Genomic DNA, 21,913 nt, shown 5'->3' on the forward strand with positions numbered 1-21,913 from the left:
CGGGAGCCATGCTTCACGCTTGCCCCGGCAGCAGATCGGCCACGGGCAACACGGTGTCTTCCTTCACCGTCTTGGTGACGATGTAGGTGAAGTAACGGTCGATGCCGATCTCGCGTTCCAGCAGGCTATCCACCAGCCGCTGATAGGCATCGATGTCGCGCGCCATCACCTTCAGCACATAATCGACGCCGCCGCCGACCGACCAGCAGGCGACGATCTCCGGGATGTCGCGGATGACCCGCTCGAAGCGGTCGAAATCGGCCTGGCGGTGGCTGGCCAATGTCACTTCCATCAGCACGGTCGCCACCGGCGCGATGACGCGCATGGCGATCGCGGCGTGGTAGCCGGAAACGATGCCGGCCTTCTCCAGCTTGCGCAGCCGCATCCAGCAAGGGGTCGGCGACAGGCCGACCTTCTCGGCCAGCGCCAGCTTGGTGATGCGCCCGTCGCGCTGGATGGCGTCCAGGATCTTGAGGTCGATCGGGTCGAGTTTCGCTGCCGCCATGCCGGCTCCGTTTTTTGCTCGGGACACCATGACGATGCATTATTTCGATTGTCAATTGCACTGATTTCGATCTCTAATAAGTCATGACATTATGGCAGCCAGATCCAGCGCTCATTCGACGACCGGCCTATCTCTCGCTGGCCGACCAATTCGCCCGCGCGATCCATGACGGGCGGCTCGCCAACGGCGCGCGGCTGCCGACGCACCGCCGCCTTGCGGACGACTTGAAACTTTCGGTGCAGACCGTCAGCCGCGCCTATGAGGAACTGATCCGCCGCGGCCTGATCTCCGGCGAGGTCGGACGCGGCAGCTTCGTGCAGACGCAGCGCCGCGAGCCGGAGCCTCCCTACCTCCCTGAGCGGCTGGGCGAGGTCATCGATCTCTCCATCCTGAAGCCGGTTTGCGAGCCGATGCATCTGGAGAAGCTGAAGCAGGCGCTCTCCTGGCTGGCCGAAAACCTGCCGTCGAGCTCCGCGCTGTCGTTCCGGCCGAACATGGTGTTCCCGCGCCACCGCGCGGTGGCGGTCGAGTGGCTGAAGCTCTGCGGCCTGGAAGCCTCGCCGCAGAATATCTGCCTCACCAATGGCGCAACGGCCGGCATGACAGTGGCGTTGATGAGCGTCGCGCCACCCGGCTCGACTGTCGCCACCGAGGCGATCGGCCATCACACGCTGGTGCCGCTGGCCCGCTATCTCGGCTTCAATCTCGAGGGTCTGCCGATCGACGGCAACGGCCTGATCCCGGAAGCGTTGGACGAGGCCTGCCGGCTCTCGGACATCCGTGCCGTCTTCGTCCAGCCCTCGGTGATCAACCCGACGGCCACCTTGATGGACGCCACTCGACGCGAGCAGATCGCGGCGGTCGCGCGCAAGCACGACATCGCCATCATCGAGAACGACGTGCTTGGGCCTCTCGTCGAAGGTCGGCCGCCGGCCGTCGCCGCCTTCGCTCCAGAGCGAACCCTCTACGTCACCTCCTTCACCAAGATCGTCGTGCCGGGCCTGCGCATTGGCTATCTCGCGGTGCCGGACCGCTACGTCGCGGCCGTCGCCAACCGCCATCTCGTCTCGAACTGGATGGCGACACCGATGGTGGCGGAGATCGCGACGCGCTGGGTGAACGACGGCACGGCGATAGAGCTGGTCAACTGGCAGCGCGGCGCGCTGAGACGCCGGCAGGAGATCGCCGCCGAGGTGCTCACGGGGATCGACTACCGCGTCCATCGCGACGGGCTGCATCTCTGGCTTGAATTGCCGGGCGACCGCGCCGAGGAGAGCTTCGTCGCGCAGGCGCGCCTGCGCGGCGTGGCGATCGCGCCGGGCACTTCCTTCCGCATCGCCGACACGCCCTGGCATCCGGCCGTTCGTATCTCGCTCGGATCGACCACCGAAGGGGAACTGCGCGCCGGCTTGAGCGTTGTCGCCAAGCTCCTGCTTGGCGATCCGGAGCATCTCCTGCTCGCCATTTGATGCACAACAGAAGCGCAGATTGCCCTGAAATTGTGCCGCCCGAAATATTGTCATGATATTATTTTCCTAATTGACATGATTTGGCGCGTTTCGCATCGTTAAGGGCACAGGCTGCTCCAGAACGGGGAAATGTATTGCCCGCGCCCATCATCAAGGTCGATGCCATTTCGAAGAGCTTCGGCACCTTCAAGGTGCTGGACGGCCTGTCGATGCAGGTCATGCCAGGCGAGAAGCTGGCGCTGATCGGCCCGTCCGGATCCGGCAAGACGACGATCCTGCGCATCCTGATGACGCTGGAGAAGATCGACGGCGGCCACATCCAGATTGACGGCGAGCAGCTCTATCACATGGAGCGCAACGGTCAGTTGCTGCCGGCCGACGAGCGGCACCTCGCCAAGATGCGCCAGAAGATCGGCATGGTCTTCCAGCTCTTCAACCTGTTCCCGCACAAATGCGTCATGGACAACGTCACGCTGGCGCCGATGCTGACCAAGGGCGTCGCGCGCGCTGCCGCCGAAAAGCGGGCGATGGAGCTGCTCGACATGGTGGGGCTGGCCGACAAGGCCAAGGCGATGCCGGCGCAGCTTTCCGGCGGCCAGAAGCAGCGCGTCGCGATCGCCCGGGCGCTGGCGCTGTCGCCCAAGATCATGCTGTTCGACGAGGTCACCTCGGCGCTCGATCCCGAACTGGTCGAGGAGGTGCTCAACGTCATGCGCAAGCTCGCTGCCGAGACCGACATGACGATGCTGCTCGTCACCCACGAGATGGGCTTTGCCCACGACTTCGCCGACAGGGTGCTGTTCTTCGACCGCGGCAGGATCGTCGAGGAAGGCAAGCCCGATGAGATTTTCCGCCATCCCAAGCAGGAACGCACACAGGGTTTCCTGAAGAAGATCATCGCGGCCGGACATCGCGTCTGACCGCAATGCAAACGGGCGACGAAGTCGTCCCGGGCAACGAGCCGTCCTCGGGGTCCAAACGCCCAGGTGGGCAAACCAAGAAGATAGAAACTAAGGAGTTGGGAACGATGAAGAAACTTGGCATTCTGGCTGGCGTCGCCGGCCTCGCAGTGGCCGCGGTGTTGGTCGCCTCCGGTGCGCGTTCGGCCGACGACGCCAAGCTGGAGCAGCTCAAGCAGCAAGGCTTCGCCCGCGTCGCCATCGCCAATGAGCCGCCCTATACGGCGGTCGCCGCCGACGGCAAGGTCTCGGGCGCGGCGCCGGATGTGGCGCGCGAGATCTTCAAGCGCCTCGGCGTCAACGACATCGTCGCCTCCATCTCCGAATACGGCGCCATGATCCCCGGCCTGCAGGCCGGCCGCTTCGATGTCGTCACCGCCGGCCTGTTCATGAAGCCGGAGCGCTGCGCGGCGGTCGCCTATTCCGAGCCGGTGCTGTGCGATGCCGAGGCGATGCTGGTGAAGAAGGGCAATCCGAAGGGCTTCAAGAGCTATGAGGACATCGCCAAGGACAGCTCCGCCACCGTCGGCGCGCCCGGCGGCGGCACCGAGGAGAAGCTGGCGCTCAATGCCGGCGTGCCGCGTGATCGCGTCATCGTCGTGCCGGACGGCCAGAGCGGCCTGAAGATGGTGCAGGACGGTCGCATCGACGCCTATTCGCTGCCCGTTCTGTCGATCAACGACCTGGTCAAGAAGGCCAATGACCCGAACCTCGAAGTGATCGCGCCGGTGCAGGGCGCACCCGTCTATTGCGACGGCGCCGCCTTCAAGAAGGGCGACGAGGCGCTGCGCGACGCCTATGACGTCGAGCTCGCCAAGATGAAGAAGTCCGGCGAGTTCGCCAAGATCATCGAGCCCTACGGCTTCTCCGCCAAGGCGGCGATGTCGACGACGCGCGAGAAGCTCTGCGCGGCGAAGTAGTGCTCTTTGCCTTCTCCCCGCTTGCGGGGAGAAGGTGGCCCGAAGGGCCGGACGAGGGGCGGCGCCAGCATTTCAAGGTTAGCGCTGCCCTTCACCTGCCTGCCCGTCCTTCGCAGCAGCTGCGGAGGGTGAACCGGCATCTTCTGCCCGTTCAACGGGGAGAAGGAACCTAAACCGCAAACGTTGGAACCCAATGACCCAGTGGTCCGGCTATCTCGGCCTGATATTGCAAGGAGCGCTTGTCACCATCGAGCTGACGCTGATGGGATCGGTGCTGGCGCTCGTCATGGCTTTCCTCGCCGGCATGGGCCGCGTGTCGCGCTTCTTCATTATTCGGGCGTTGGCCACGACCTATATCGAGTTCTTCCGCGGCACGTCGATCTTCGTGCAGCTGTTCTGGGCCTATTTCGTGCTGCCCTTCGCCGGCCTGTCGCTGACGCCGCTCCAAGCCGGCGTGCTGGCGCTGGGGCTCAATGTCGGCGCCTATGCCGCCGAGGTCGTGCGCGGCGCCATACTGTCGATCGGACGCGAGCAGTACGAAGCCTGCACGGCGCTCAATCTCGGCCGCTGGCAAGGCATGCGCCACGTGATCCTGCCGCAAGCGCTGCTGGTCATGCTGCCGACCTTCGGCAACAATGCGATCGAACTGCTCAAGGCGACCTCGGTCGTGTCGCTGATCTCGCTCGCCGATCTCACCTTCCAGGCGCAGGTGGTACGCTCGCAGACCGGCAGCACGCTGATGCCCTTCGTCTCGGTGCTCGTCATCTATTTCGTGCTGGCGCTGATCATTTCCTGGGGCGTGCGTTCGCTGGAGCGCCGCATGGCGCGCGGCCTCGACGGAGTGCGTGTCTGATGGAGTGGGCCAAGTAATGGAATGGGATTGGGACTTCGTCCGGCAGATCATGCCGACCCTGATCCAGGGCGTGAAGATCACGATCCTGGCGACGGTGCTCGGGTCGGTCCTGGCCGCCATCGTCGGCCTGGCAATAGCGCTGGCGCGGCGCTCGCCGAACCGGGCGGTGTCGCGCAGCGTCGGCTGGTTCGCCGAATTCATCCGCGGCACGCCGCTCCTGGTGCAGCTCTACTTCATCTTCTACGTGCTGCCCGATTTCGGCATCCTGTTGCCGCCTCTGGTGGCCGGCGTCATCGGGCTTGGCCTGCACTACGGCACCTATACGGCAGAGGTTTATCGCGCCGGCATCGACAATGTGCCGCGCGGCCAGTGGGAGGGCGCCAAGGCCTGCAACCTGAGTGGCCACCACACCTGGACGCATGTCATCCTGCCGCAGGCGATCCCGCCGATGATCCCGGCTCTGGCCAACTATTTCATCGCCATGTTCAAGGAGACGCCGCTGCTTTCTGCGATCACCGTGCTGGAGCTGATGAACCAGGCCAAGAGCGTGGCCAACAGCTACTATCGCTACATCGAGCCGATGACGCTGGTCGGCGCCTTCTTCCTCGTCATCAGCCTCTGCTCCGTCGTATTCTTGCGCTGGCTGGAGCACCGCTACGGCAGGATCGAAAGATGAAAGTCATGAAACCGTTGCCCGAAATCCGGCTGGCGCCGAGCCGGCCCGCCCTCGATGCGCGTCCGCTGGAAAAACGTGTCGGTCTGATAGCTCTAGCCACCGACCACACCAGCGAGGCCGACTTCCGCCGCATGGTGGCGAGCGAACGGATCGGCGTCTATGTCGCGCGCATTCCCTATGCCAATCCGACGACGCCGGAGAATTTGCGCAAGATGCAGCCGCAGCTTTCGGCGGGCGCGGCGCTGATCCTGCCGGACGAGCCGCTCGACGCCATCTGTTACTCCTGTACCTCGGCCTCCGTGGTGATCGGCGACGCCGAGATCGAAGCCGCGATCCAGGCGGCCAAACCGAACGTTCCCGTGGTCACGCCACCGATGGCGGGCGTACGCGGCCTTAAGGCTTTCGGGGTGAAGCGGATCAGCATTCTCACGCCTTACACCGTCGAGACCAGCCGGCCGATGGCGACCTATTTCGCCGCGCACGGCTTCGATATCGAGAGCTTCACCTGCCTCGGATTCGAGGACGACCGCGAGATGGCGCGGATCAAGCCTGCCTCCCTCGTCGAGCTGGCGCGCAAGGCCATGCATGCCCAGGCCGACGCGCTGTTCGTCTCGTGCACGGCATTGCGCGCGGCGCTTGCCGTTCCGGGCATGGAAGAGGCGATCGGACGCCCGGTTGTCACCAGCAACCAGGCCAGCGCCTGGAATTGCCTGCGGCTCTGCGGCGATGACGCGCCGCGGCCGGAGTTCGGCCGGCTGATGACAAAGCCGCTTGGACAGTAAAAATTATGTCCTGCGTACAAGAGCGACCCCTTCTGGCCTGCCGGCCATCTCCCCCTCAAGGGGGGAGATTAGCTGCTGCTACGCTTTCGCCAATCATCGACATTGCAGGAAGAGAGACGGTGCCGAAGCTGCGGATCACCCCCCTTGAGGGGGAGATGGCCGGCAGGCCAGAGGGGGTCGCCCGATGACGCGCGCCGTCGCCCTCGCGGACATCCGTACCGCCCGCGAGCGTATCGCCAACAAGGTCGAGCGTACGCCGGTCGTGCTGTCGCAAAGCCTCTCCGATCGCGCAGGCCATCCCGTCCACCTCAAGCTGGAGCATCACCAGACCACCGGCGCGTTCAAACTGCGCGGCGCGTCCAACGCCATCGCCGCGCTGAGCCCGCAGGAGAGATCGCGCGGCGTCGTCGCGGCATCGACCGGCAATCACGGCCGCGCGCTCGCGCATGCGGCCATGCTCGAATGCATGCGCGCGGTGATCTGCATGTCGAAGCTGGTGCCCGAGAACAAGCTCGATGCCATCCGTCGTCTCGGTGCGGATATCCGCATCGTCGGCAACAGCCAGGACGATGCACAGCAGGAGGTCGACAGGTTGGTCGCGGAGGAGGGCCTCGTCATGCTGCCGCCCTTCGAGCACCCGGACATCGTCGCCGGGCAAGGCACGCTGGGATTGGAGATCATGGAACAGGTTCCGGACGCGGCAAGCGTGCTGGTGCCGCTCTCCGGCGGTGGATTGGCGGCCGGCGTCGCCGCGGCCGTCAAGGGTGTGAGCCCGAGCACCAGCGTCATCGGCATCTCGATGGAGCGAGGCGCCGCAATGAAGGCGAGCCTCGATGCCGGCCGGCCGGTGCAGGTCGAGGAACTGCCGACGCTCGCGGATTCGCTAGGCGGCGGCATCGGCCTCGACAACCGCCTGACCTTTGCCATGTGCCGCGACCTGCTCGACGACGTCATCCTGCTCTCAGAGGAGGAGATCGCCGCCGGCATCCGCCATGCCTATGAGGAAGAGCGCGAGATCATCGAAGGCGCGGGCGCCGTCGGCATCGGCGCGCTGCTTGCCGGAAAGGTGAAGGCGAAAGGCCCGATCGTCCTCATCCTGTCCGGCCGCAATATCGACATGAGCCTGCATCGCCGCATCGTCTGCGGCGACCCTGCACCGGAGGAGAGCGCCGTATGAGCCGCATGACCATTCTCACCGAAGCGGAACTGCGCAAGATCGTGACGCTCGATCTCGACGCCGTCGCCTGCGTCGAGAATGCCTTCCGCGCTCTTGCCACGAAGCAAGTGGTGATGCCGCCGATCTTGAGGCTCGACATTCACGAGCATCGCGGCGAGGTCGACGTGAAATCCGCCTATGTGCCCGGCATAGACGGCTTCGCCGTCAAGATAAGCTCCGGCTTCTTCGACAATCCGAAGCTCGGCCTGCCGAGCGGCGGCGGCATGATGGTGCTGCTTTCAGCAAAGACCGGCGTAGTCGAGGCGCTGCTGCTCGACAACGGCTATCTGACTGATGTCCGCACGGCGGCCGCCGGCGCTGTCGCGGCCAAGCATCTGTCGCGCGAAGAGTCCAGCGTAGCCGCGATCTTCGGTGCCGGCTTGCAGGCCGGCCTGCAATTGGAAGCCTTGCGCCTTGTCAGGCCGATCGAGGAAGCGCGCATCTGGGCGCGCGACGCCGCCAAGGCCGAGGCGACCGCCGCCCGCCTGCGCGAAAGGCTGGGCATCATGGTGCGCGCCGAGCCGGACGCAGCGAAGGCGGCGGCCGATGCCGACATCATCGTCACCACCACGCCGTCGACCGAACCGCTGATCAAGGCCGGGTTCGTCTCGGCCGGCCAGCACATCACCGCCATGGGCTCGGACGCCGAGCACAAGAACGAGATCGCGCCGGCGATCCTTCGCCTGGCCGATCTCTATGTCGCCGACAGCGCGAAGCAGACGCGGCGTCTCGGCGAACTCCACCACGCCATCGAGGCCGGCGTGATGGCCGCCGACGCCGAAGTCACCGAACTCGGCCAGATCATCGCCGGGAAGAAGCACGGCCGGCGCTCGGCCGGCGACATCACCATCGCCGACCTCACCGGCACCGGCGTGCAGGACACCGCGATCGCCACCTTGGCCCGCGACCGCGCGCGGGCGGCGAAGGCCGGAACGATTTTGGAAAGCTGATGCTGGCCGTAAAGGCCCAAAAACGAGGACCAACAAAATGCAGCCAAACCTGAAATTCTCGCGAAGCGAATTTGCCGATCGCCTCGCCAAGACGCGGAAAGCCATGCAGGCCAAGGGGGTCGATCTCTTGATCGTCAGCGATCCCTCCAACATGGCCTGGCTGACCGGCTATGACGGCTGGTCCTTCTATGTGCATCAAGCGGTCATCGTGCCGCCTTCGGGCGAGCCGGTCTGGTATGGCCGCGGCCAGGACGCCAACGGCGCCAAGCGCACCGCCTATCTCGCGCACGACAACATCATCGGCTACGCCGACCATTATGTGCAGTCGACTGAACGGCACCCGATGGACTACCTCGCCAGCGTGCTGGCGGAGCGCCGCTGGGACAAGCTCACCATCGGCGTCGAGATGGACAATTACTGGTTCTCCGCCGCGGCCTTCGCCTCGCTGCAGAAGCACCTGCCCAACGCCCGGTTCGTCGACGCCACCGCGCTGGTCAACTGGCAGCGCGCGGTGAAGAGCGCGACCGAGATCGACTACATGCGCAAGGCGGCGCGCATCGTCGAGGCCATGCATAAGCGCATCGTCGACAAGATAGAGGTCGGCATGCGCAAATGCGATCTGGTCGCCGAGATCTACGATGCCGGCACGCGCGGCGTCGAAGGCATCGGCGGCGACTATCCGGCGATCGTGCCGCTCTTGCCGTCGGGCGCCGACGCTTCGGCACCGCATCTCACCTGGGACGACAAGCCGATGAAGGCGGGCGAGGGCACGTTCTTCGAGATCGCCGGCTGCTACAATCGCTACCATTGCCCGCTGTCGCGCACCGTCTTCCTCGGCAAGCCGACGCAGGCCTTCCTCGACGCCGAGAAGGCGACGCTGGAAGGCATGGAAGCAGGCCTTGCCGCGGCGAAGCCGGGCAACGCCTGCGAGGACATCGCCAACGCCTTCTTCGCGGTGCTGAAGAAGTACGGCATCGTCAAGGACAACCGCACCGGCTACCCGATCGGCATCTCCTATCCGCCGGACTGGGGCGAGCGTACGATGAGCCTGCGCCCCGGCGACTGCACCGAGCTCAAGCCCGGCATGACCTTCCATTTCATGACGGGTCTGTGGCTGGAGACGATGGGACTGGAGATCACCGAGTCGATCCTGATCACCGAGACCGGCGTCGAATGCCTGGCCAACGTGCCGCGCAAGCTGTTCGTGAAGGATTGAGGCAATGTCAGCTCTGCGTCCATCTCCGATCACGCCGACCGTCGACTTCGAGCGCGACGGCGTGCAGCACGGCTTCCTGCGCCTGCCTTACAGCCGCGACGATTCGGCCTGGGGTTCGGTGATGATCCCAACCTGCGTGATCCGCAACGGCAAGGGGCCGACGGCGCTGCTCACCGGCGGCAATCATGGCGACGAATATGAGGGGCCGCTGGCGCTCTACGAGCTCGCCCGCACCCTCGACCCGAAGAACGTCACCGGCACGGTCATCATCGTGCCGGCGATGAATTATCCGGCGTTCCGCGCCGGCACGCGCACGTCGCCGATCGACAAGGGCAACATGAACCGCAGCTTCCCTGGCCGGCCCGACGGCACGGTGACGGAGAAGATCGCCGACTATTTCCAACGCGAATTGCTGCCGCGGGCGGACATCGTGTTCGACTTCCACTCCGGCGGAAGGACGTTGGATTTCGTGCCGTTCTGCGCCGCGCACACGCTGCCCGACAAGGCGCAGGAAAAGAAAGCCTTCGCGGCGGTCGAGGCCTTTTCGGCGCCGTTCTCGATGCGCATGACCGAGATCGACACGGTCGGCATGTATGACACGGCGGCCGAGGAGATGGGCAAGGTCTTCGTCACCACCGAACTCGGCGGTGGCGGCACGTCACGGGCCGAGACGGTGCGCATCGCCCGGCGCGGCGTGCTCAACGTGCTGCGCCATGCCGGTATCGTTGCTGGTGCGGTCGAGAAGACTCGAACTCAATGGCTCGACATGCCCTCGGGCGATTGCTTCGCTTTCGCCGAGGACGACGGCATGATTGAGACCATGGTCGACCTTGGCGAGAAAGTGGACGAGGGGCAGGTCGTGGCGCGCATCCATTCGACCGGCCGTACCGGCATGGCGCCACAGGAGATCAGGGCCAGGATGTCGGGCCTGCTGGCGGCGCGCCATTTCCCTGGCCTGGTCAAGGCCGGCGATTGCGTCTCGGTGCTTGCCGTCGAGGTCGATTGATGCCGATCGCGGCCCCAGACCACGCATCGTGCTGAGCGGTTGAAGAAGAGATGTCGTACGCAGGCCAATTGCCTGCGTACGACTCGCGTTCAACCGTGGAACTGGTAGGCGGCAATGGACTCCGGCTTCATCTCGATCGAGAAGCCCGGCGCCGCCGGCGGCATGTAGGCCGCGTTCTCGATGACGCAGGGCTCGAGGAAATGCTCGTGCAGGTGGTCGACATATTCGATCACTCGGCCGTCCTTGGTGCCTGATACCGCGACATAGTCGATCATCGAGAGATGCTGGACATATTCGCACAAGCCGACGCCGCCGGCATGCGGCCAGACCGGCAGGCCGAACTTGGCGGCGATCAGCAGGACGGCCAGCACCTCGTTCAGCCCGCCCATGCGGCAGGAATCGATCTGCACGACGTCGATGGCGCCGCCGGCGATGAACTGCTTGAACATGATGCGGTTCTGGCACATCTCGCCGGTCGCGACCTTGATCGGCGCAACCGCCTTGCGGATCTTGGCATGGCCGGCGACGTCGTCCGGGCTGGTCGGCTCCTCGATGAAGAAGGGCCTGGCGAAGGCGAGATCGCGCAGCCAGCCGATCGCCTGGTCAACCTCCCAGACCTGGTTGGCGTCGATCATCAGGTAGCGGTCCGGACCGATCACTTCGCGGGCGATCCTGAGGCGGCGGATGTCGTCGGCGCGGTCGCGGCCGACTTTCAGCTTGACGTGATTGAAACCCTGGTCGACCGCTTCCTGGCAGAGCCGCCGCAGCTTGTCGTCCGGATAGCCGAGCCAGCCGGCCGAGGTGGTGTAGCAGGCATAGCCTTCGCGCTCGAGCGTGGCTATGCGCTCGGACTTCCCCGCTTCGGCTCGCTTCAGAATCTCCAGCGCCTCGCCCGGCGTGATCGCATCGGTGAGATAGCGGAAGTCGACGATGCGCACGATCTCTTCCGGGCTCATCTCGGCGACCAGGCGCCAGACCGGCTTGCCGGCTTCCTTCGCCCATAGGTCCCAGACCGCATTGACCACCGCGCCGACGGCGAGATGCATGGCGCCCTTGTCCGGGCCGATCCAGCGCAACTGGCTGTCGCCGGTCACGTGATGCCAGAAACGGCCGGGATCCTCTCTGACCCAGTCGAGGTCGAGTCCGACGACGAGATGGCGCAGCGCCTCGATCGCCGCGCAGCAGATCTCGTTGCCGCGGCCGATGGTGAAGGTGAGCCCGTGGCCCTTCAGCGAGGGCACGTCGGTGTCGAGGATGACGTAGGCTGCGGAATAATCCGGGTCGGGGTTCATCGCATCCGACCCGTCGAGGTTTTGCGAGGTTGGAAAGCGCAGGTCGAAGACGCGAAGATCGGTAATGCGGGTCATGCTCGGTGCCTCATCAGATCGACCAGCCGCCGTCGATATTGTAGGCCTGTCCGGTCGTATAGGTGGCGCCGGCGAGATAGACTGCAAGATCGGCAATCTCCTCAGCCGTGCCCAGCCTGCCCATCGGCTGGCGGGCGATGAAGGCCGCGCGAGCCGCTTCGTAGTCGCCCTGCGCGCGCATGCGGCTTTCGAGCGACGGGCTCTCCACCGTACCGGGGCAGATCGCGTTGCAGCGGATGCCCCTCGCGACGTAGTCGGCCGCGATCGACTTGGTGAGGCCGATCACGGCCGCCTTGGTCACGCCATAGGCGAAGCGGTTCGGCACACCCTTCGGCGCGCCGGCGACCGAGGACATGTTGATGATCGCGCCGTCGCCGCGCTCCAGCATACCGGGCAGCACGGCGCGGATGGTGCGGATCATGGCGCGCACATTGAGATTGAAGGCGAAGTCGAGGTCCTCGTCCTTCATGTCGAGGATCGAGCCGGAATGGACGAAGCCGGCGCAGTTGAACAGCACGTCGACGCGGCCGATCTCGGCGAAGGCGGCCTTCACGGCCTCGTCGTTCAGCACATCGAGCTTGCGGGTTACGATTCCTTTATGGCCGCTGAGCTCGGCCAGCGCGGCTTCGTTGATGTCGGTGGCGTGGACAGTGGCGCCAGCCTCGGCAAAGGCCAGCGCGCTTGCCCGACCGATGCCCTGCGCCGCCGCGGTTACGACAACGATTTTCCCCGTAAGATCAGCCATGTTGTTTGTCTCCGTCTTTCAGCCGAGCCGGGGGCGCCGCTCGACGATGTAGATATGATCGGCGGCGAGTACGACTTCGTCGCGCTGGTTGATGACCTCGACGCGCTCGATGACGCGCCCTGAGTCCGGCCGTTTCGGATCGTCTTCTTTTGCTGCGATCGTCGTGCGCGTGCGGATCGTGTCGCCGATGAAGACCGGCTTGATGAAGCGCAGCCTGTCGTAGCCATAGGAGAAGGCCACCGGGTTGATCACGTTCGCCGTCAGGCCGACGCCGACCGAGAAGACGAGCGTGCCATGCGCGATGCGCTGGCCGAAGGGCGTCGTCTTCATGAACTCGGCGTCTATGTGGTGCGGAAAGAAATCGCCGGTGTGACCGGCGTGGACGACGAAGTCCGTCTCGGTGATGGTGCGGCCGCTGGTCAGCCGCGACGAACCGATCTCGTAGTCCTCGAAATAGATGACCCGTTCCATCTCGTGCCCTACGGTTTTGCGGCGAGCGGCGTCGCCGGCGCGGCGCTCGATTTATAGGCGGCCTCGACCAGCGCCATCGTGTTCCAGGTGTCCTCGACGGAACTGACCAGCTCGGCGTCCTCGCCAGACGCGAAGCGCTGGACATTGGCCATGCGCCCGACAAAGGCGTCGGGGAACCATTCGCCAATGAGCGGCACGCCGACCCAGTCGGAGCCGCCTTTGGGATAGATCTCGAGCACGTCGGGCTCGCCGCGCGGATAGTCGAGATTGAGGCCGAGCTTGACGTAGGCGGCGCCCTCGGTGCCGCAGACGCGGAACTCGCAGGCCTGATGCCGCCGGCCGAACTTGTGGTCGTGGTTGATCGAAAGCGCGCAGCGCACCGTGTCGCCATAGTCGAGGATGGCGCTGGTGCGTGTCTGCGCGACCTGGTGATCGGGGTGACCGAGCGTCTTGGCATGCACGCCCTTCGGGTCGCCCAACAATTGCCGGATCAGGTCGAGATAGTGGATCGAGTGCATGGCGATCTCGACGCGCGGCGCCGTGAGCAGAAATTCCCAGAGCTGCCACGGCGTCGCGAGCGCCAGCCAGGCGTCGAAGTCGACGACCTCGCCGAGCCAGCCCTTGGCGATCGCGTCCTTCAGCGCGAGCATCATCGGCGCGAAGCGGAGCTGGAAATTCACGGCAGCCTTGAGTTTCTTGGCGCGGCAGATTTCGAGGATCTCGGTCGCCTCGCCGAGATAGTTGCCCATCGGCTTCTGGATCAATGCGACCGCATCGTCGGGCAGAGCCTTCAGCACCTCGGCGTGCCGGCCGGGCGGCGTCGCCAGATCGAAGATCGCGTCCTTGACGGCGGCCGCCTCGTCCACCGAGCGGAACGCCGTCACGCCCCATTGCTCAGCCAGTTTTCCGGCCTTGGCATGGTCGGGATCGTAGAGGCCGGCAACCGGAAAGCCGGCCCTGCGATAGGCCGGAAAATGCGCGTCGCCGACGATCGAGCCGGCACCGAAGGTGACGATTGGGCGCGGCTTCGCAGGAGCCGGCCAGGACTGCGCCAGCGATGCGGGATCGAAAGCGTCAGTCATGGTGGAAGACTTCATCCATCATCGCCCACCATTCGCCTTCCTGCCTGGTCGGCAAAGGCTGCTGGCAAGGCATGCAGACCGCCCACCATTCCTGGGTCGTGGGGTCCGCGGCCATCTTGGCCATGTCGGCGGCGTAGTCGGTGCCGTGATACTCGAAATAGGAGAACAGCAGGTTTTCCGGCCGCTTGAGGTAGATCGAGTAGTTCTTGATGTTGCAGGCCGAGATCATCTTGAGCACGTCCGGCCACACGGCGGCGTGCAGGCGCGCATATTCCTCGACCTTCTCCGGCTTGAGGCCGAGCACCATGCCCATTCGCTGCATCTCAATCCCTCCGTTCGGTGACGGTGACGTCGAATTCGGCGATGCTGCGCGACTTGAGCGCATCGAAATCCCAGTCGATGCCGAGGCCCGGCTCGCCCGGCGCCAGCGCATGGCCGTTTTCGATCACCATCTTCTTGCCCGTCAACTCGTCCAGCTGCGGAATGTATTCGACATATTTGCCGTTCGGCACCGCGCAGGCCAGGCTGACATGCAGTTCCATCAGGAAATGCGGGCAGATGGGCATGTCGAAGGCTTCCGCCATATGCGCCACCTTCAGCCAGGGCGTGATGCCACCGATGCGGCCGACATCGACCTGCACGACGTTGCAGCCGCCCTTCTGCATATATTCGCGGAAATGACGGATCGAATAAAGCGACTCGCCGACGGCAATAGGCGTGGCGGTCGAATTCGACAGCCGTACATGGCCGTCGATGTCGTCGGCCGGCAGCGGCTCCTCGATCCAGGCGAGATCGAGATCGCGCAGCCGCTCGGCGCGCCTGATGGCCTCGTCGACGGAAAAACCCTGGTTGCAGTCGGTCATGATCTCGTAGCCGTCGCCGACAGCCTTTCGCACAGCCGAAAGCCGGGCGAAGTCCTCCGAGCCGTGCGGCTTGCCGATCTTGACTTTGGAGCCGGTGAAGCCTTTCGCCTTGGCGGCTGACGCGTCCTCGACGAGCGCTTCCATCTCGATGTGCAGCCAGCCGCCTTCGGTGGTGTAGAGCGGACAGCGGTCCTTGGCGCCGCCGGCAAGCTTCCAGAGCGGCAGTTTCTGCTTCCGCGCCCGCAGATCCCAGAGCGCGGTGTCGATCGCGGCGAGCGCGATGGCCGTGATGGCGCCGATCGTCGTGGCATGGGTCGCGAATTCGAGATCGTGCCAGATGGCCTCGATCCGGTCGGCATCCTCACCGATCAGGCGCGGCGCCAGGTGATCGGCCAGAAGCCGCATCACCGAAGAGCCGCCGGTGCCGATCGTGTAGGAATAGCCCATGCCGACCGCGCCGTCGGCGTCGGTGATGGTGACGATCGGGGTTTCCTGGCTGACGAAACTCTGGATCGCGTCGGTGCGCTTCACCTTCGGCGCCAGATCGACCATTGCAAGCTCGACCTTCTCGATCTTCGCCATCGTCAGCTCCTCAAGGATTTACCGGTTTCGGCGGAAAAGAGATGCGCCTGCGACAGGTCGAAGTGCATCACGACACGGTCGCCCGCCTTCAGAGGCCTGGGGTTCAGCATGCGCGAGACCCAGTCGCGGCGGTCGAAATCGGCGAATACCAGCGTTTCGTTGCCGAGCGGCTCCGTCACCGTCACCGGCAGCTCCGTCTCATAAACGTCCGCCGCGTCGCCGGAATGCAAGCCGTGGCCGGCCGGATAGAGATCGTCGGGGCGCAGGCCGAACACCACCTTGTCGCCGGCGCTTACCCTGGCCTTGAACCGGCCGGGCAACGGCAGGCTCTGGCCGCTGGCGAAGACGACCTTGCCGTCGGCGACGGTCGCCTCCTGCAGGTTCATCGGCGGTGAGCCGATGAAGCCCGCGACGAAGCGCGTCGCCGGACGCTGGAAGACTTCGTCCGGCGTGCCGACCTGCTCGATATAGCCGTCGCGCATGATGACGATGCGGTCGGCCAGCGTCATCGCCTCGACCTGGTCGTGCGTGACGTAGATAACGGTGGATTTCACCTTGGCGTGCAGCTTCTTGATCTCGGTGCGCATCTGGGTGCGCAGCTTGGCGTCGAGATTCGAGAGCGGCTCGTCGAACAGGAAGACGTCAGGATCGCGCACGATGGCGCGGCCCATGGCGACGCGCTGGCGCTGGCCGCCGGAGAGCTGCGACGGGCGGCGCTCCAGCAGCGCGTCGAGGCCGAGAATGGCCGAGGCCTCGGCGACGCGGCGGTCCATCTCCTCCTTCGGCGCACCGGCGATCTTCAGCGAGAAGCCGAGATTCTCGCGCACGGTCATGTGCGGGTAGAGCGCGTAGGACTGGAACACCATCGAGATGTTGCGCGAGCGCGGCGGCAGGTCGTTGACAACGCGGCCGCCGATCTCGATCGTGCCGCCGGAGATGTCCTCCAGCCCCGCGATCATGCGCAGCGTGGTCGACTTGCCGCAGCCCGACGGCCCGACCAGCGCGATGAACTCGCGGTCGGCAACGTCGAGGTCTATGCCGTGCACGATCTCCATGTTGCCGTAACGCTTGGTGAGTTTCTTGAGCGAGACAATCGCCATCGGATCAACCTTTCACCGCGCCGGAGGTCAGGCCGCCGACGAGGTGTTTTTGCACGATGAAGGTAAGGATAAGCGCCGGAATGATCATCACCACGGCCAGCGCGCACATGCCGCGCCAGTCGATGGTGAATTCGGCGGTGTAGTCGAGCAGCCCGACGGGCAGCGTCTTGGAATTGATCGAGCGCGTCAGCTGCGAAGCCAGCGCAAACTCGTTCCAGGAGGTGAGAAAGGCGAAGATGCCGGCCGAGGCGATTCCCGGTCCAGCGAGCGGGAACTCGACCTGCCAGAAAGCCTGCCAGCGCGTGCAGCCGTCGATCTGCGCGGCCTCGGCGAGGTCCTTCGGCACCTGGCGGAAGAAGCCGTCGATCAGCCAGATGGTGAAGGGCACGTTTAGCGCGACATAGGCCAGGATCAGGCCGAAATGCGTGTCGATGATGTCAAGCCGCGCATAGACGAAGAACAGCGGCAGCGAGAGTGCGATGCCCGGCACAGTGCGCGTCAGCATCAGCCCGAGGAACATCGCCGACTTGCCGCGGAAGCGGTAGCGCGCGAAGGCGTAGCCGCCGGCCATGCCGATGGCGATGGCAATGACGGTCGACGTCACCGAAATGATCAGCGAGTTGCGGAAATAGTCGAGGACGGGAATGCCGCCCTTGCCGACGCCGCTGAACATGGCGATGTAGGCGTCGAGCGAGACCTGCTGCGGGATCCAGACCGGCGGCTTCGCGAGGATCTCGACCGTCGGCCGCAACGAGGACAGCACGATCCAGATGCCGGGCAGGCAGATGAAAAGCATGGCCAGAAACAGACCGACGCGGTGCGCGACGGTTGCAGCGCGGCGCTTCAGGCGGGCGGATGCGTTGGCGTCCATTCTCACCACTCCGCGCCGATCTGGGTGCGCGCCGCGGCGAGCTTCTTGAAGAAATAGACGGTGAAGACGATCGACAGCAGGATCGAAAAATATGCCATCGCATTGGCGACGCCCATGCGCGCGTCGCTGTAGGCGGTGCGCGCGACCAGCGTCCACAAAAGTTCCGTGCGGCCGGCAGGGCCGCCGTCAGTCATAATCTTGACGATGTCATAGGCGCGCGCGACGTCGAGCGAGCGGATGGTCATGGCGATATAGGCGAAGGGCATGATGAAGGGCCAGGTCACATAGCGGAAGGTCTGCCACGGCGTGCAGCCGTCGACGCGCGCCGCCTCGACCGGCTCCTTCGGCATGGCGAGCAGGCCGGCCAGGATCAGGATCGCGAAGATCGAGGTCGACGACCAGATCTCGGCGATGGAGATGGCGATGAAGGCGAGATGGCCTTCGATCAGCCAGGGGATCGCGTCCTGCGTGATGCCCAGCGACTGCAATGCGTTGTTCACCAGCCCGATATTGTCGTTGAACATGAACTTGAACTGGAAGCCGACAAGGATCGGCGAGAACATCATCGGGAACATCATGATGGTGCGCAGCACCCGCTGGCCGCGGCTGGCCTTCTCGACCAGCAGCGCCAGGCCGAGCCCCAGCAGCATTTCGAGATTGAGCGCTATGGTGAGCAGAAGCACGGTGCGGCCGAAGGCCCACCAGAAATTCGCGTCGGACAGAATGTTGCGATAGTTGCGCAGCCCGATGAAGGTGAAGAAGGTCTCCGGCCGCGTCAGCCTGAACGGCGTGAAGCTGGAATAGAAGGACAGGCAGAGCGGCACGACCACCACGGCCGCCAGCACGAGCACGGCCGGCAGCAGAAGAAGGGTTGGCGCGGAAAGCCGCTTGGCCGTCATGCAATGTTCCAAAATTGCTTGCGCGGCCGGCGATCCAATCGCAGGGCGGCCGCATCGGTCAAAAGCGGCGCCGGCCACAAGACCGGCGCCGCAGGGAGGATGGTTCCTTAAAGCGCGTCGTGCTGAAACGGATTCAGGCGACGCGCTTTAAGTCCTTGTTCTTGTGCGTGTCGTTTTCGCAAAACCGCTGCACACTTTTGCGCGACATGCATCAGAGCTTGCCGGCGTCCTCGAGAATCTGCGTCGCCTTGGCGGCAGCATCGTCGAGCGCCTGCTTGGAAGTCTTGTCGCCGAGGATGGCGGCCTGGAGCTCCGGATAGACGGCGTTGGAGATCTCGATCCACTCCGGCGTCTGCGGCACCGGGAAGGCGTTCTTGGCGGCTTCCTGGAAGGCCTGCAGCACCTCGGTCTTGTAGGGATCGGACTTCGCCTGCTCGAGGTCCCATTCCCAGACCTTGGTGCGGGTGGGCAGCGGGCCGGCGGCTGCCTCCAGCTTCTGGCTGTCCTCATTGGTCAGCCACCAGACGAGCGAGGCGGCGGCTTCCTTGTTGGCGCAGTTCTCGGTCACCGAGAAGCCGTGCGCGCCGGACCAGCCCGAGCGCTTGCCGGACGAGCCCTTCGGCTGGACCTTGACGCCGACATTGCCTGCAATCTTCGACGACTTCGGGTCGTTGAAGAAGCCAGCCCAGCCCGGCCAGTCGAGGTTGATCGCCACGGTGCCGGAAGCGAAGCCCTGGCCGAGATCGTCCCACAGATAGTTGGTCGTGCCGGCCGGCACGGCCTTGGCCTTGTAAAGCTTGACGAACCAGTCGAGCGCCTTGACGCCGGCGTCCGAGTTGAAGGCCGGCTTGCCGTCCTTGTCGAGATATTCGCCGCCGTCGGCAATCACCATCTCGTAGAAGCGGCCGTTGATCGCCTCTTCCTTGCCGGCATATTGCGTGCCGTAGAAATCGGGCGGGCTGGCGAAGAATTCCGCCTGCTGGGCCATCTCGTCGAAGGTGTCCGGGGGAGCGAGGTCCTCGCCGTATTTCTCCTTATAGGCCTTCTTCTTGGCTTCGTCCTGATAGAGGCTCTTCTGGTAGTAGAGCGCCGAGACGTCGAACTGCGCGCGCGGCAGCATCACCAGCTTGCCGTCTAGCGTCCCCGCCGCGATGTTGGCCGGGACGAAGGCGTCGATCTCCTCCTTAGGCAAGAGCTTGGCGAGATCGGTGTAGATGCCCGGATATTGCGGCGCGAACGAGGTGTGGTTGGAACCGACGCACCAGGTGATCGAATTGGAGGCGATGTCCGACTTGATCTCCTTGTCGAGATCGAAGTGATTCTTCTTGGAGATGACGTTGACCTTGGCGCCGGTCGCCTTCTCCCACTCGCCGATGCGCTCGTAGAGCTTTTCGTATTGCTGGCCGCCGATCAGCTTGGCGTCGATGGTGACGCCGGGAAACTTGCCCGGCAGGTCGGCCGCGAATGCAGCGCCCGATGCCATGAGCAATGCGCCGGCGGCGACGCCGGAAAGCAGTCTGTTCATGAATTCCTCCCTGGACGGCCGGTGGCCGTCATGACCTGAAGCTCAACCGCTTCATTCATATGCAAACAAAATATTCATAAGTCGTCAAGCCGAAACTTCTTCCCAATGAAGGCACTCTTGCGTATATGAAGATGAAAATTCACCAGAGAGGCATCCGGTGCAGGACGACGAGGAAGACCGCTATCGCGCGCCGGCTCTGGACAAGGGGCTGGATATCCTGGAGCTGCTCGCTAGCGTCGACGGCGGCCTGACGCAGGCCGAGATCGCCAAGCGGCTCGACCGCAGCCCGAACGAGTTCTACCGGATGCTGGACCGGCTGGTGAAACGCGGCTACGTCACACGCCCCGACGGCGACCGTTACTCGCTGACGCTGAAGCTCTTCGGGCTCGGCCAACTGCATGCGCCGGTGCGCAGGCTGGTTTCCTACGCCACCTCGATCATGCGCGAGCTGGCCGAAACCGCATGGCAGGCGAACCAGCTCGTGGTGTTCGATCGCGGCAGCGCCGTCGTCATCGCGCAGCAAGAAGCGCCGCGATACTGGGGAATCTCCATCCGCGTCGGCTCGCATATCAGCCTGTTCGACACCGGGTCGGGACATGTGCTGCTGGCCTTCCGCTCGCCGGAAGAGCGCGAGATGATGATCGCCGAACACTTGCGCAGCAACGAGGAGATGAAGCTGTCGCCCGACTTCTTCGCCCGCCTCGACCAGGTGCGCGACCGCGGCTATGAGATGATGGCTTCGCTGCAGACGGCCGGCGTCTACAATCTGTCGGCGCCGGTGCTCGGTCCCGACGGGCGCGGCATCGCCGCGCTCACCATACCCTACATCACCCTGGTCAACGCGCCAGCCGCGCCCGATATCACCAGGACCATCACGCTGCTCCAGGCGGCGGCGGCTCGTCTGTCGCAACTTGCCGGATCGGATGTGAGGCCCAAGGAGTAATTCTTATTTGAATGATCAATTCTCCCGTGAGATGATCTTTGGGTAACATGCATAAGCGCGACAAGGGAGGAAGCCATGATCGTCGACACGCATCTGCATCTCATCGACAAGGCGGCGCTGCGCTATCCGTGGCTGACCGGCGTGCCGGCGCTCGACCGCGACTTCTCCCACGATGAATACGCAACCGAAGCGCGCCGCGCCGGCATAGAACTGGCGCTGCATATGGAAGTCGACGTCGACCCGGCCGATATCGAGGCCGAGACGGCCCATGTCGAAGGATTGTCGAGGAAGCCGGGCAGCCTGGTGCAGGGCGCGATCGTGTCGTGCCGGCCGGAAGAGGCCGGCTTCGCCGCCTGGCTGGACAAGGTGAAAGCCGATCCTTTCGTGAAGGGTTTTCGCCGCGTGCTGCATGTGGTGCCCGACGACGTTTCCGAGGGTGTGCTTTTTCGTGAAAACATCCGGCGTATCGCCGGCAGCGGGCTGACCTTCGATCTCTGCGTGCTGCCGAGACAGATGAGCCAGGCGATCACGCTGGTCGATCTGGCGCCGGACGTACAGTTCGTCCTCGATCATTGCGGCGTGCCCGACATCAAGGGCAAGGCCGAGCACCCCTGGCGCGAGCAGATCGCCGCGATCGCGCGGCGCCCCAATGTCGTCGGCAAGATCTCCGGCGTCGTCGCCTATGCCGATTCCGCGACCTGGACCGCCGAGACGCTGCGACCCTATGTCGAGCACACGATCGAAAGCTTCGGCTGGGACCGCGTCGTGTGGGGCAGCGACTGGCCGGTCTGCACGCTGGGCGGCGGACTGCTCGGCTGGGTGGCTGCGACGCATGCGCTGATCGCGGGCGCGAGCGAGACCGAGCGCGCCAAGCTGCTGTCCGGCAATGCGAAGAAGCTCTGGCGGCTCTAGG

General features: G+C 64.7%; 23 protein-coding genes. 12 read left to right on the forward strand and 11 right to left on the reverse strand.

Annotated elements, in window-relative coordinates:
- Window positions 1–13: 13 nt before the first annotated feature.
- Window positions 14–505, reverse strand: a complete 492-nt coding sequence (locus QAZ47_RS12230; RefSeq protein ID WP_278074440.1) for an Lrp/AsnC family transcriptional regulator — start codon at window positions 503–505, stop codon at window positions 14–16.
- A gap of 83 nt (window positions 506–588) precedes the next feature.
- On the opposite strand from QAZ47_RS12230, the gene QAZ47_RS12235 reads away from it, so the two are divergent.
- The 10 genes from QAZ47_RS12235 (at window position 589) to doeB (ending at window position 10,552) form a co-directional block, all read left to right on the forward strand.
- Window positions 589–1,974: a PLP-dependent aminotransferase family protein gene (locus QAZ47_RS12235; protein ID WP_278233409.1), complete on the forward strand. Its 1,386-nt coding sequence runs from the start codon at window positions 589–591 to the stop codon at window positions 1,972–1,974.
- 134 nt (window positions 1,975–2,108) lie between these two features.
- The gene (gene ehuA, locus QAZ47_RS12240; RefSeq protein WP_278074438.1) at window positions 2,109–2,894 is read left to right on the forward strand and encodes an ectoine/hydroxyectoine ABC transporter ATP-binding protein EhuA; all 786 of its coding nucleotides are present in this window, start codon (window positions 2,109–2,111) and stop codon (window positions 2,892–2,894) included.
- Between the two features lie 107 nt (window positions 2,895–3,001).
- Window positions 3,002–3,853: an ectoine/hydroxyectoine ABC transporter substrate-binding protein EhuB gene (ehuB, locus tag QAZ47_RS12245; RefSeq protein ID WP_278074437.1), complete on the forward strand. Its 852-nt coding sequence runs from the start codon at window positions 3,002–3,004 to the stop codon at window positions 3,851–3,853.
- Between the two features lie 193 nt (window positions 3,854–4,046).
- Window positions 4,047–4,706 carry an ectoine/hydroxyectoine ABC transporter permease subunit EhuC gene (gene ehuC / locus QAZ47_RS12250; protein ID WP_278206995.1) on the forward strand — a complete coding sequence of 220 codons (660 nt, stop codon included), beginning with the start codon at window positions 4,047–4,049 and terminating at the stop codon, window positions 4,704–4,706.
- Window positions 4,707–4,722: 16 nt separating this feature from the next.
- Window positions 4,723–5,382 carry an ectoine/hydroxyectoine ABC transporter permease subunit EhuD gene (ehuD, locus tag QAZ47_RS12255; RefSeq protein WP_278233410.1) on the forward strand — a complete coding sequence of 220 codons (660 nt, stop codon included), beginning with the start codon at window positions 4,723–4,725 and terminating at the stop codon, window positions 5,380–5,382.
- A 5-nt stretch (window positions 5,383–5,387) separates the two neighbouring features.
- Window positions 5,388–6,164: an ectoine utilization protein EutA gene (gene eutA, locus QAZ47_RS12260; RefSeq protein WP_278233798.1), complete on the forward strand. Its 777-nt coding sequence runs from the start codon at window positions 5,388–5,390 to the stop codon at window positions 6,162–6,164.
- A gap of 184 nt (window positions 6,165–6,348) precedes the next feature.
- Window positions 6,349–7,341 carry a hydroxyectoine utilization dehydratase EutB gene (gene eutB, locus QAZ47_RS12265; RefSeq protein WP_278233411.1) on the forward strand — a complete coding sequence of 331 codons (993 nt, stop codon included), beginning with the start codon at window positions 6,349–6,351 and terminating at the stop codon, window positions 7,339–7,341.
- Window positions 7,338–8,330, forward strand: coding sequence for a cyclodeaminase (locus QAZ47_RS12270; protein WP_278233412.1), 993 nt, complete (start codon window positions 7,338–7,340; stop codon window positions 8,328–8,330). Before eutB ends, QAZ47_RS12270 begins: the two co-directional genes overlap by 4 nt.
- A 37-nt stretch (window positions 8,331–8,367) precedes the next feature.
- The gene (doeA, locus tag QAZ47_RS12275) at window positions 8,368–9,546 is read left to right on the forward strand and encodes an ectoine hydrolase DoeA (RefSeq protein WP_278233413.1); all 1,179 of its coding nucleotides are present in this window, start codon (window positions 8,368–8,370) and stop codon (window positions 9,544–9,546) included.
- A 4-nt stretch (window positions 9,547–9,550) separates the two neighbouring features.
- Window positions 9,551–10,552, forward strand: coding sequence for a N(2)-acetyl-L-2,4-diaminobutanoate deacetylase DoeB (gene doeB, locus QAZ47_RS12280; protein ID WP_278233414.1), 1,002 nt, complete (start codon window positions 9,551–9,553; stop codon window positions 10,550–10,552).
- Window positions 10,553–10,641: 89 nt separating this feature from the next.
- Here doeB and QAZ47_RS12285 read toward each other — a convergent pair whose 3' ends face one another.
- The 10 genes from QAZ47_RS12285 to QAZ47_RS12330 all read right to left on the reverse strand — a co-directional run bounded on the left by QAZ47_RS12285 (window position 10,642) and on the right by QAZ47_RS12330 (window position 20,057).
- On the reverse strand, window positions 10,642–11,919 hold the full coding sequence (locus QAZ47_RS12285) for an L-fuconate dehydratase (RefSeq protein ID WP_278233415.1): 1,278 nt from the start codon (window positions 11,917–11,919) through the stop codon (window positions 10,642–10,644).
- Window positions 11,920–11,932: 13 nt separating this feature from the next.
- Complete coding sequence (locus QAZ47_RS12290; protein WP_278233416.1) at window positions 11,933–12,664, reverse strand: SDR family oxidoreductase; 732 nt, start codon at window positions 12,662–12,664, stop codon at window positions 11,933–11,935.
- A gap of 18 nt (window positions 12,665–12,682) precedes the next feature.
- Window positions 12,683–13,135 (reverse strand): MaoC/PaaZ C-terminal domain-containing protein, encoded by a 453-nt coding sequence (locus tag QAZ47_RS12295; protein WP_278233417.1) that lies wholly within the window; start codon window positions 13,133–13,135, stop codon window positions 12,683–12,685.
- A gap of 8 nt (window positions 13,136–13,143) precedes the next feature.
- Window positions 13,144–14,217, reverse strand: coding sequence for a Gfo/Idh/MocA family oxidoreductase (locus QAZ47_RS12300; RefSeq protein WP_278233418.1), 1,074 nt, complete (start codon window positions 14,215–14,217; stop codon window positions 13,144–13,146).
- Complete coding sequence (locus tag QAZ47_RS12305; RefSeq protein ID WP_278233419.1) at window positions 14,210–14,539, reverse strand: L-rhamnose mutarotase; 330 nt, start codon at window positions 14,537–14,539, stop codon at window positions 14,210–14,212. Before QAZ47_RS12305 ends, QAZ47_RS12300 begins: the two co-directional genes overlap by 8 nt.
- A 1-nt stretch (window position 14,540) precedes the next feature.
- Entirely contained in the window at window positions 14,541–15,662 is a 1,122-nt protein-coding gene (locus tag QAZ47_RS12310) for a mandelate racemase/muconate lactonizing enzyme family protein (RefSeq protein WP_278233420.1), read from the reverse strand.
- A gap of 2 nt (window positions 15,663–15,664) precedes the next feature.
- Entirely contained in the window at window positions 15,665–16,762 is a 1,098-nt protein-coding gene (gene ugpC / locus QAZ47_RS12315; protein ID WP_278233421.1) for a sn-glycerol-3-phosphate ABC transporter ATP-binding protein UgpC, read from the reverse strand.
- A 4-nt stretch (window positions 16,763–16,766) separates the two neighbouring features.
- Complete coding sequence (locus QAZ47_RS12320; protein ID WP_059184364.1) at window positions 16,767–17,633, reverse strand: carbohydrate ABC transporter permease; 867 nt, start codon at window positions 17,631–17,633, stop codon at window positions 16,767–16,769.
- Window positions 17,634–17,635: 2 nt separating this feature from the next.
- Window positions 17,636–18,532 carry a sugar ABC transporter permease gene (locus QAZ47_RS12325; RefSeq protein ID WP_278233422.1) on the reverse strand — a complete coding sequence of 299 codons (897 nt, stop codon included), beginning with the start codon at window positions 18,530–18,532 and terminating at the stop codon, window positions 17,636–17,638.
- A 211-nt stretch (window positions 18,533–18,743) separates the two neighbouring features.
- Window positions 18,744–20,057 carry a sugar ABC transporter substrate-binding protein gene (locus tag QAZ47_RS12330; protein WP_278207013.1) on the reverse strand — a complete coding sequence of 438 codons (1,314 nt, stop codon included), beginning with the start codon at window positions 20,055–20,057 and terminating at the stop codon, window positions 18,744–18,746.
- Between the two features lie 157 nt (window positions 20,058–20,214).
- Between QAZ47_RS12330 and QAZ47_RS12335 the strand changes: the two genes are divergently transcribed.
- Together QAZ47_RS12335 and QAZ47_RS12340 are read left to right on the forward strand one after the other, a co-directional pair.
- A complete protein-coding gene (locus tag QAZ47_RS12335; RefSeq protein WP_278074420.1) occupies window positions 20,215–21,000 on the forward strand; it encodes an IclR family transcriptional regulator in 786 nt (261 codons plus the stop codon).
- 75 nt (window positions 21,001–21,075) lie between these two features.
- Window positions 21,076–21,912 (forward strand): amidohydrolase, encoded by an 837-nt coding sequence (locus QAZ47_RS12340; RefSeq protein ID WP_278233423.1) that lies wholly within the window; start codon window positions 21,076–21,078, stop codon window positions 21,910–21,912.
- The last annotated feature ends 1 nt before the right edge of the window (window position 21,913 follow it).

Origin of the sequence: Mesorhizobium sp. WSM4904 (assembly GCF_029674545.1) — a bacterium.
Classification (GTDB): Bacteria; Pseudomonadota; Alphaproteobacteria; order Rhizobiales; family Rhizobiaceae; genus Mesorhizobium.

Excerpts from the sequence above, each read along its gene's own strand:
- QAZ47_RS12230 (WP_278074440.1), bottom strand. The coding sequence starts at position 505 with ATGGCGGCAGCGAAACTCGACCCGATCGACCTCAAGATCCTGGACGCC.
- QAZ47_RS12235 (WP_278233409.1), top strand. The coding sequence starts at position 589 with ATGACATTATGGCAGCCAGATCCAGCGCTCATTCGACGACCGGCCTAT.
- ehuB (WP_278074437.1), top strand. The coding sequence starts at position 3,002 with ATGAAGAAACTTGGCATTCTGGCTGGCGTCGCCGGCCTCGCAGTGGCC.
- ehuC (WP_278206995.1), top strand. The coding sequence starts at position 4,047 with ATGACCCAGTGGTCCGGCTATCTCGGCCTGATATTGCAAGGAGCGCTT.
- ehuD (WP_278233410.1), top strand. The coding sequence starts at position 4,723 with ATGGAATGGGATTGGGACTTCGTCCGGCAGATCATGCCGACCCTGATC.
- eutA (WP_278233798.1), top strand. The coding sequence starts at position 5,388 with ATGAAACCGTTGCCCGAAATCCGGCTGGCGCCGAGCCGGCCCGCCCTC.
- eutB (WP_278233411.1), top strand. The coding sequence starts at position 6,349 with ATGACGCGCGCCGTCGCCCTCGCGGACATCCGTACCGCCCGCGAGCGT.
- QAZ47_RS12270 (WP_278233412.1), top strand. The coding sequence starts at position 7,338 with ATGAGCCGCATGACCATTCTCACCGAAGCGGAACTGCGCAAGATCGTG.
- doeA (WP_278233413.1), top strand. The coding sequence starts at position 8,368 with ATGCAGCCAAACCTGAAATTCTCGCGAAGCGAATTTGCCGATCGCCTC.
- doeB (WP_278233414.1), top strand. The coding sequence starts at position 9,551 with ATGTCAGCTCTGCGTCCATCTCCGATCACGCCGACCGTCGACTTCGAG.
- QAZ47_RS12285 (WP_278233415.1), bottom strand. The coding sequence starts at position 11,919 with ATGACCCGCATTACCGATCTTCGCGTCTTCGACCTGCGCTTTCCAACC.
- QAZ47_RS12290 (WP_278233416.1), bottom strand. The coding sequence starts at position 12,664 with ATGGCTGATCTTACGGGGAAAATCGTTGTCGTAACCGCGGCGGCGCAG.
- QAZ47_RS12295 (WP_278233417.1), bottom strand. The coding sequence starts at position 13,135 with ATGGAACGGGTCATCTATTTCGAGGACTACGAGATCGGTTCGTCGCGG.
- QAZ47_RS12300 (WP_278233418.1), bottom strand. The coding sequence starts at position 14,217 with ATGACTGACGCTTTCGATCCCGCATCGCTGGCGCAGTCCTGGCCGGCT.
- QAZ47_RS12305 (WP_278233419.1), bottom strand. The coding sequence starts at position 14,539 with ATGCAGCGAATGGGCATGGTGCTCGGCCTCAAGCCGGAGAAGGTCGAG.
- QAZ47_RS12310 (WP_278233420.1), bottom strand. The coding sequence starts at position 15,662 with ATGGCGAAGATCGAGAAGGTCGAGCTTGCAATGGTCGATCTGGCGCCG.
- ugpC (WP_278233421.1), bottom strand. The coding sequence starts at position 16,762 with ATGGCGATTGTCTCGCTCAAGAAACTCACCAAGCGTTACGGCAACATG.
- QAZ47_RS12320 (WP_059184364.1), bottom strand. The coding sequence starts at position 17,633 with ATGGACGCCAACGCATCCGCCCGCCTGAAGCGCCGCGCTGCAACCGTC.
- QAZ47_RS12325 (WP_278233422.1), bottom strand. The coding sequence starts at position 18,532 with ATGACGGCCAAGCGGCTTTCCGCGCCAACCCTTCTTCTGCTGCCGGCC.
- QAZ47_RS12330 (WP_278207013.1), bottom strand. The coding sequence starts at position 20,057 with ATGAACAGACTGCTTTCCGGCGTCGCCGCCGGCGCATTGCTCATGGCA.
- QAZ47_RS12340 (WP_278233423.1), top strand. The coding sequence starts at position 21,076 with ATGATCGTCGACACGCATCTGCATCTCATCGACAAGGCGGCGCTGCGC.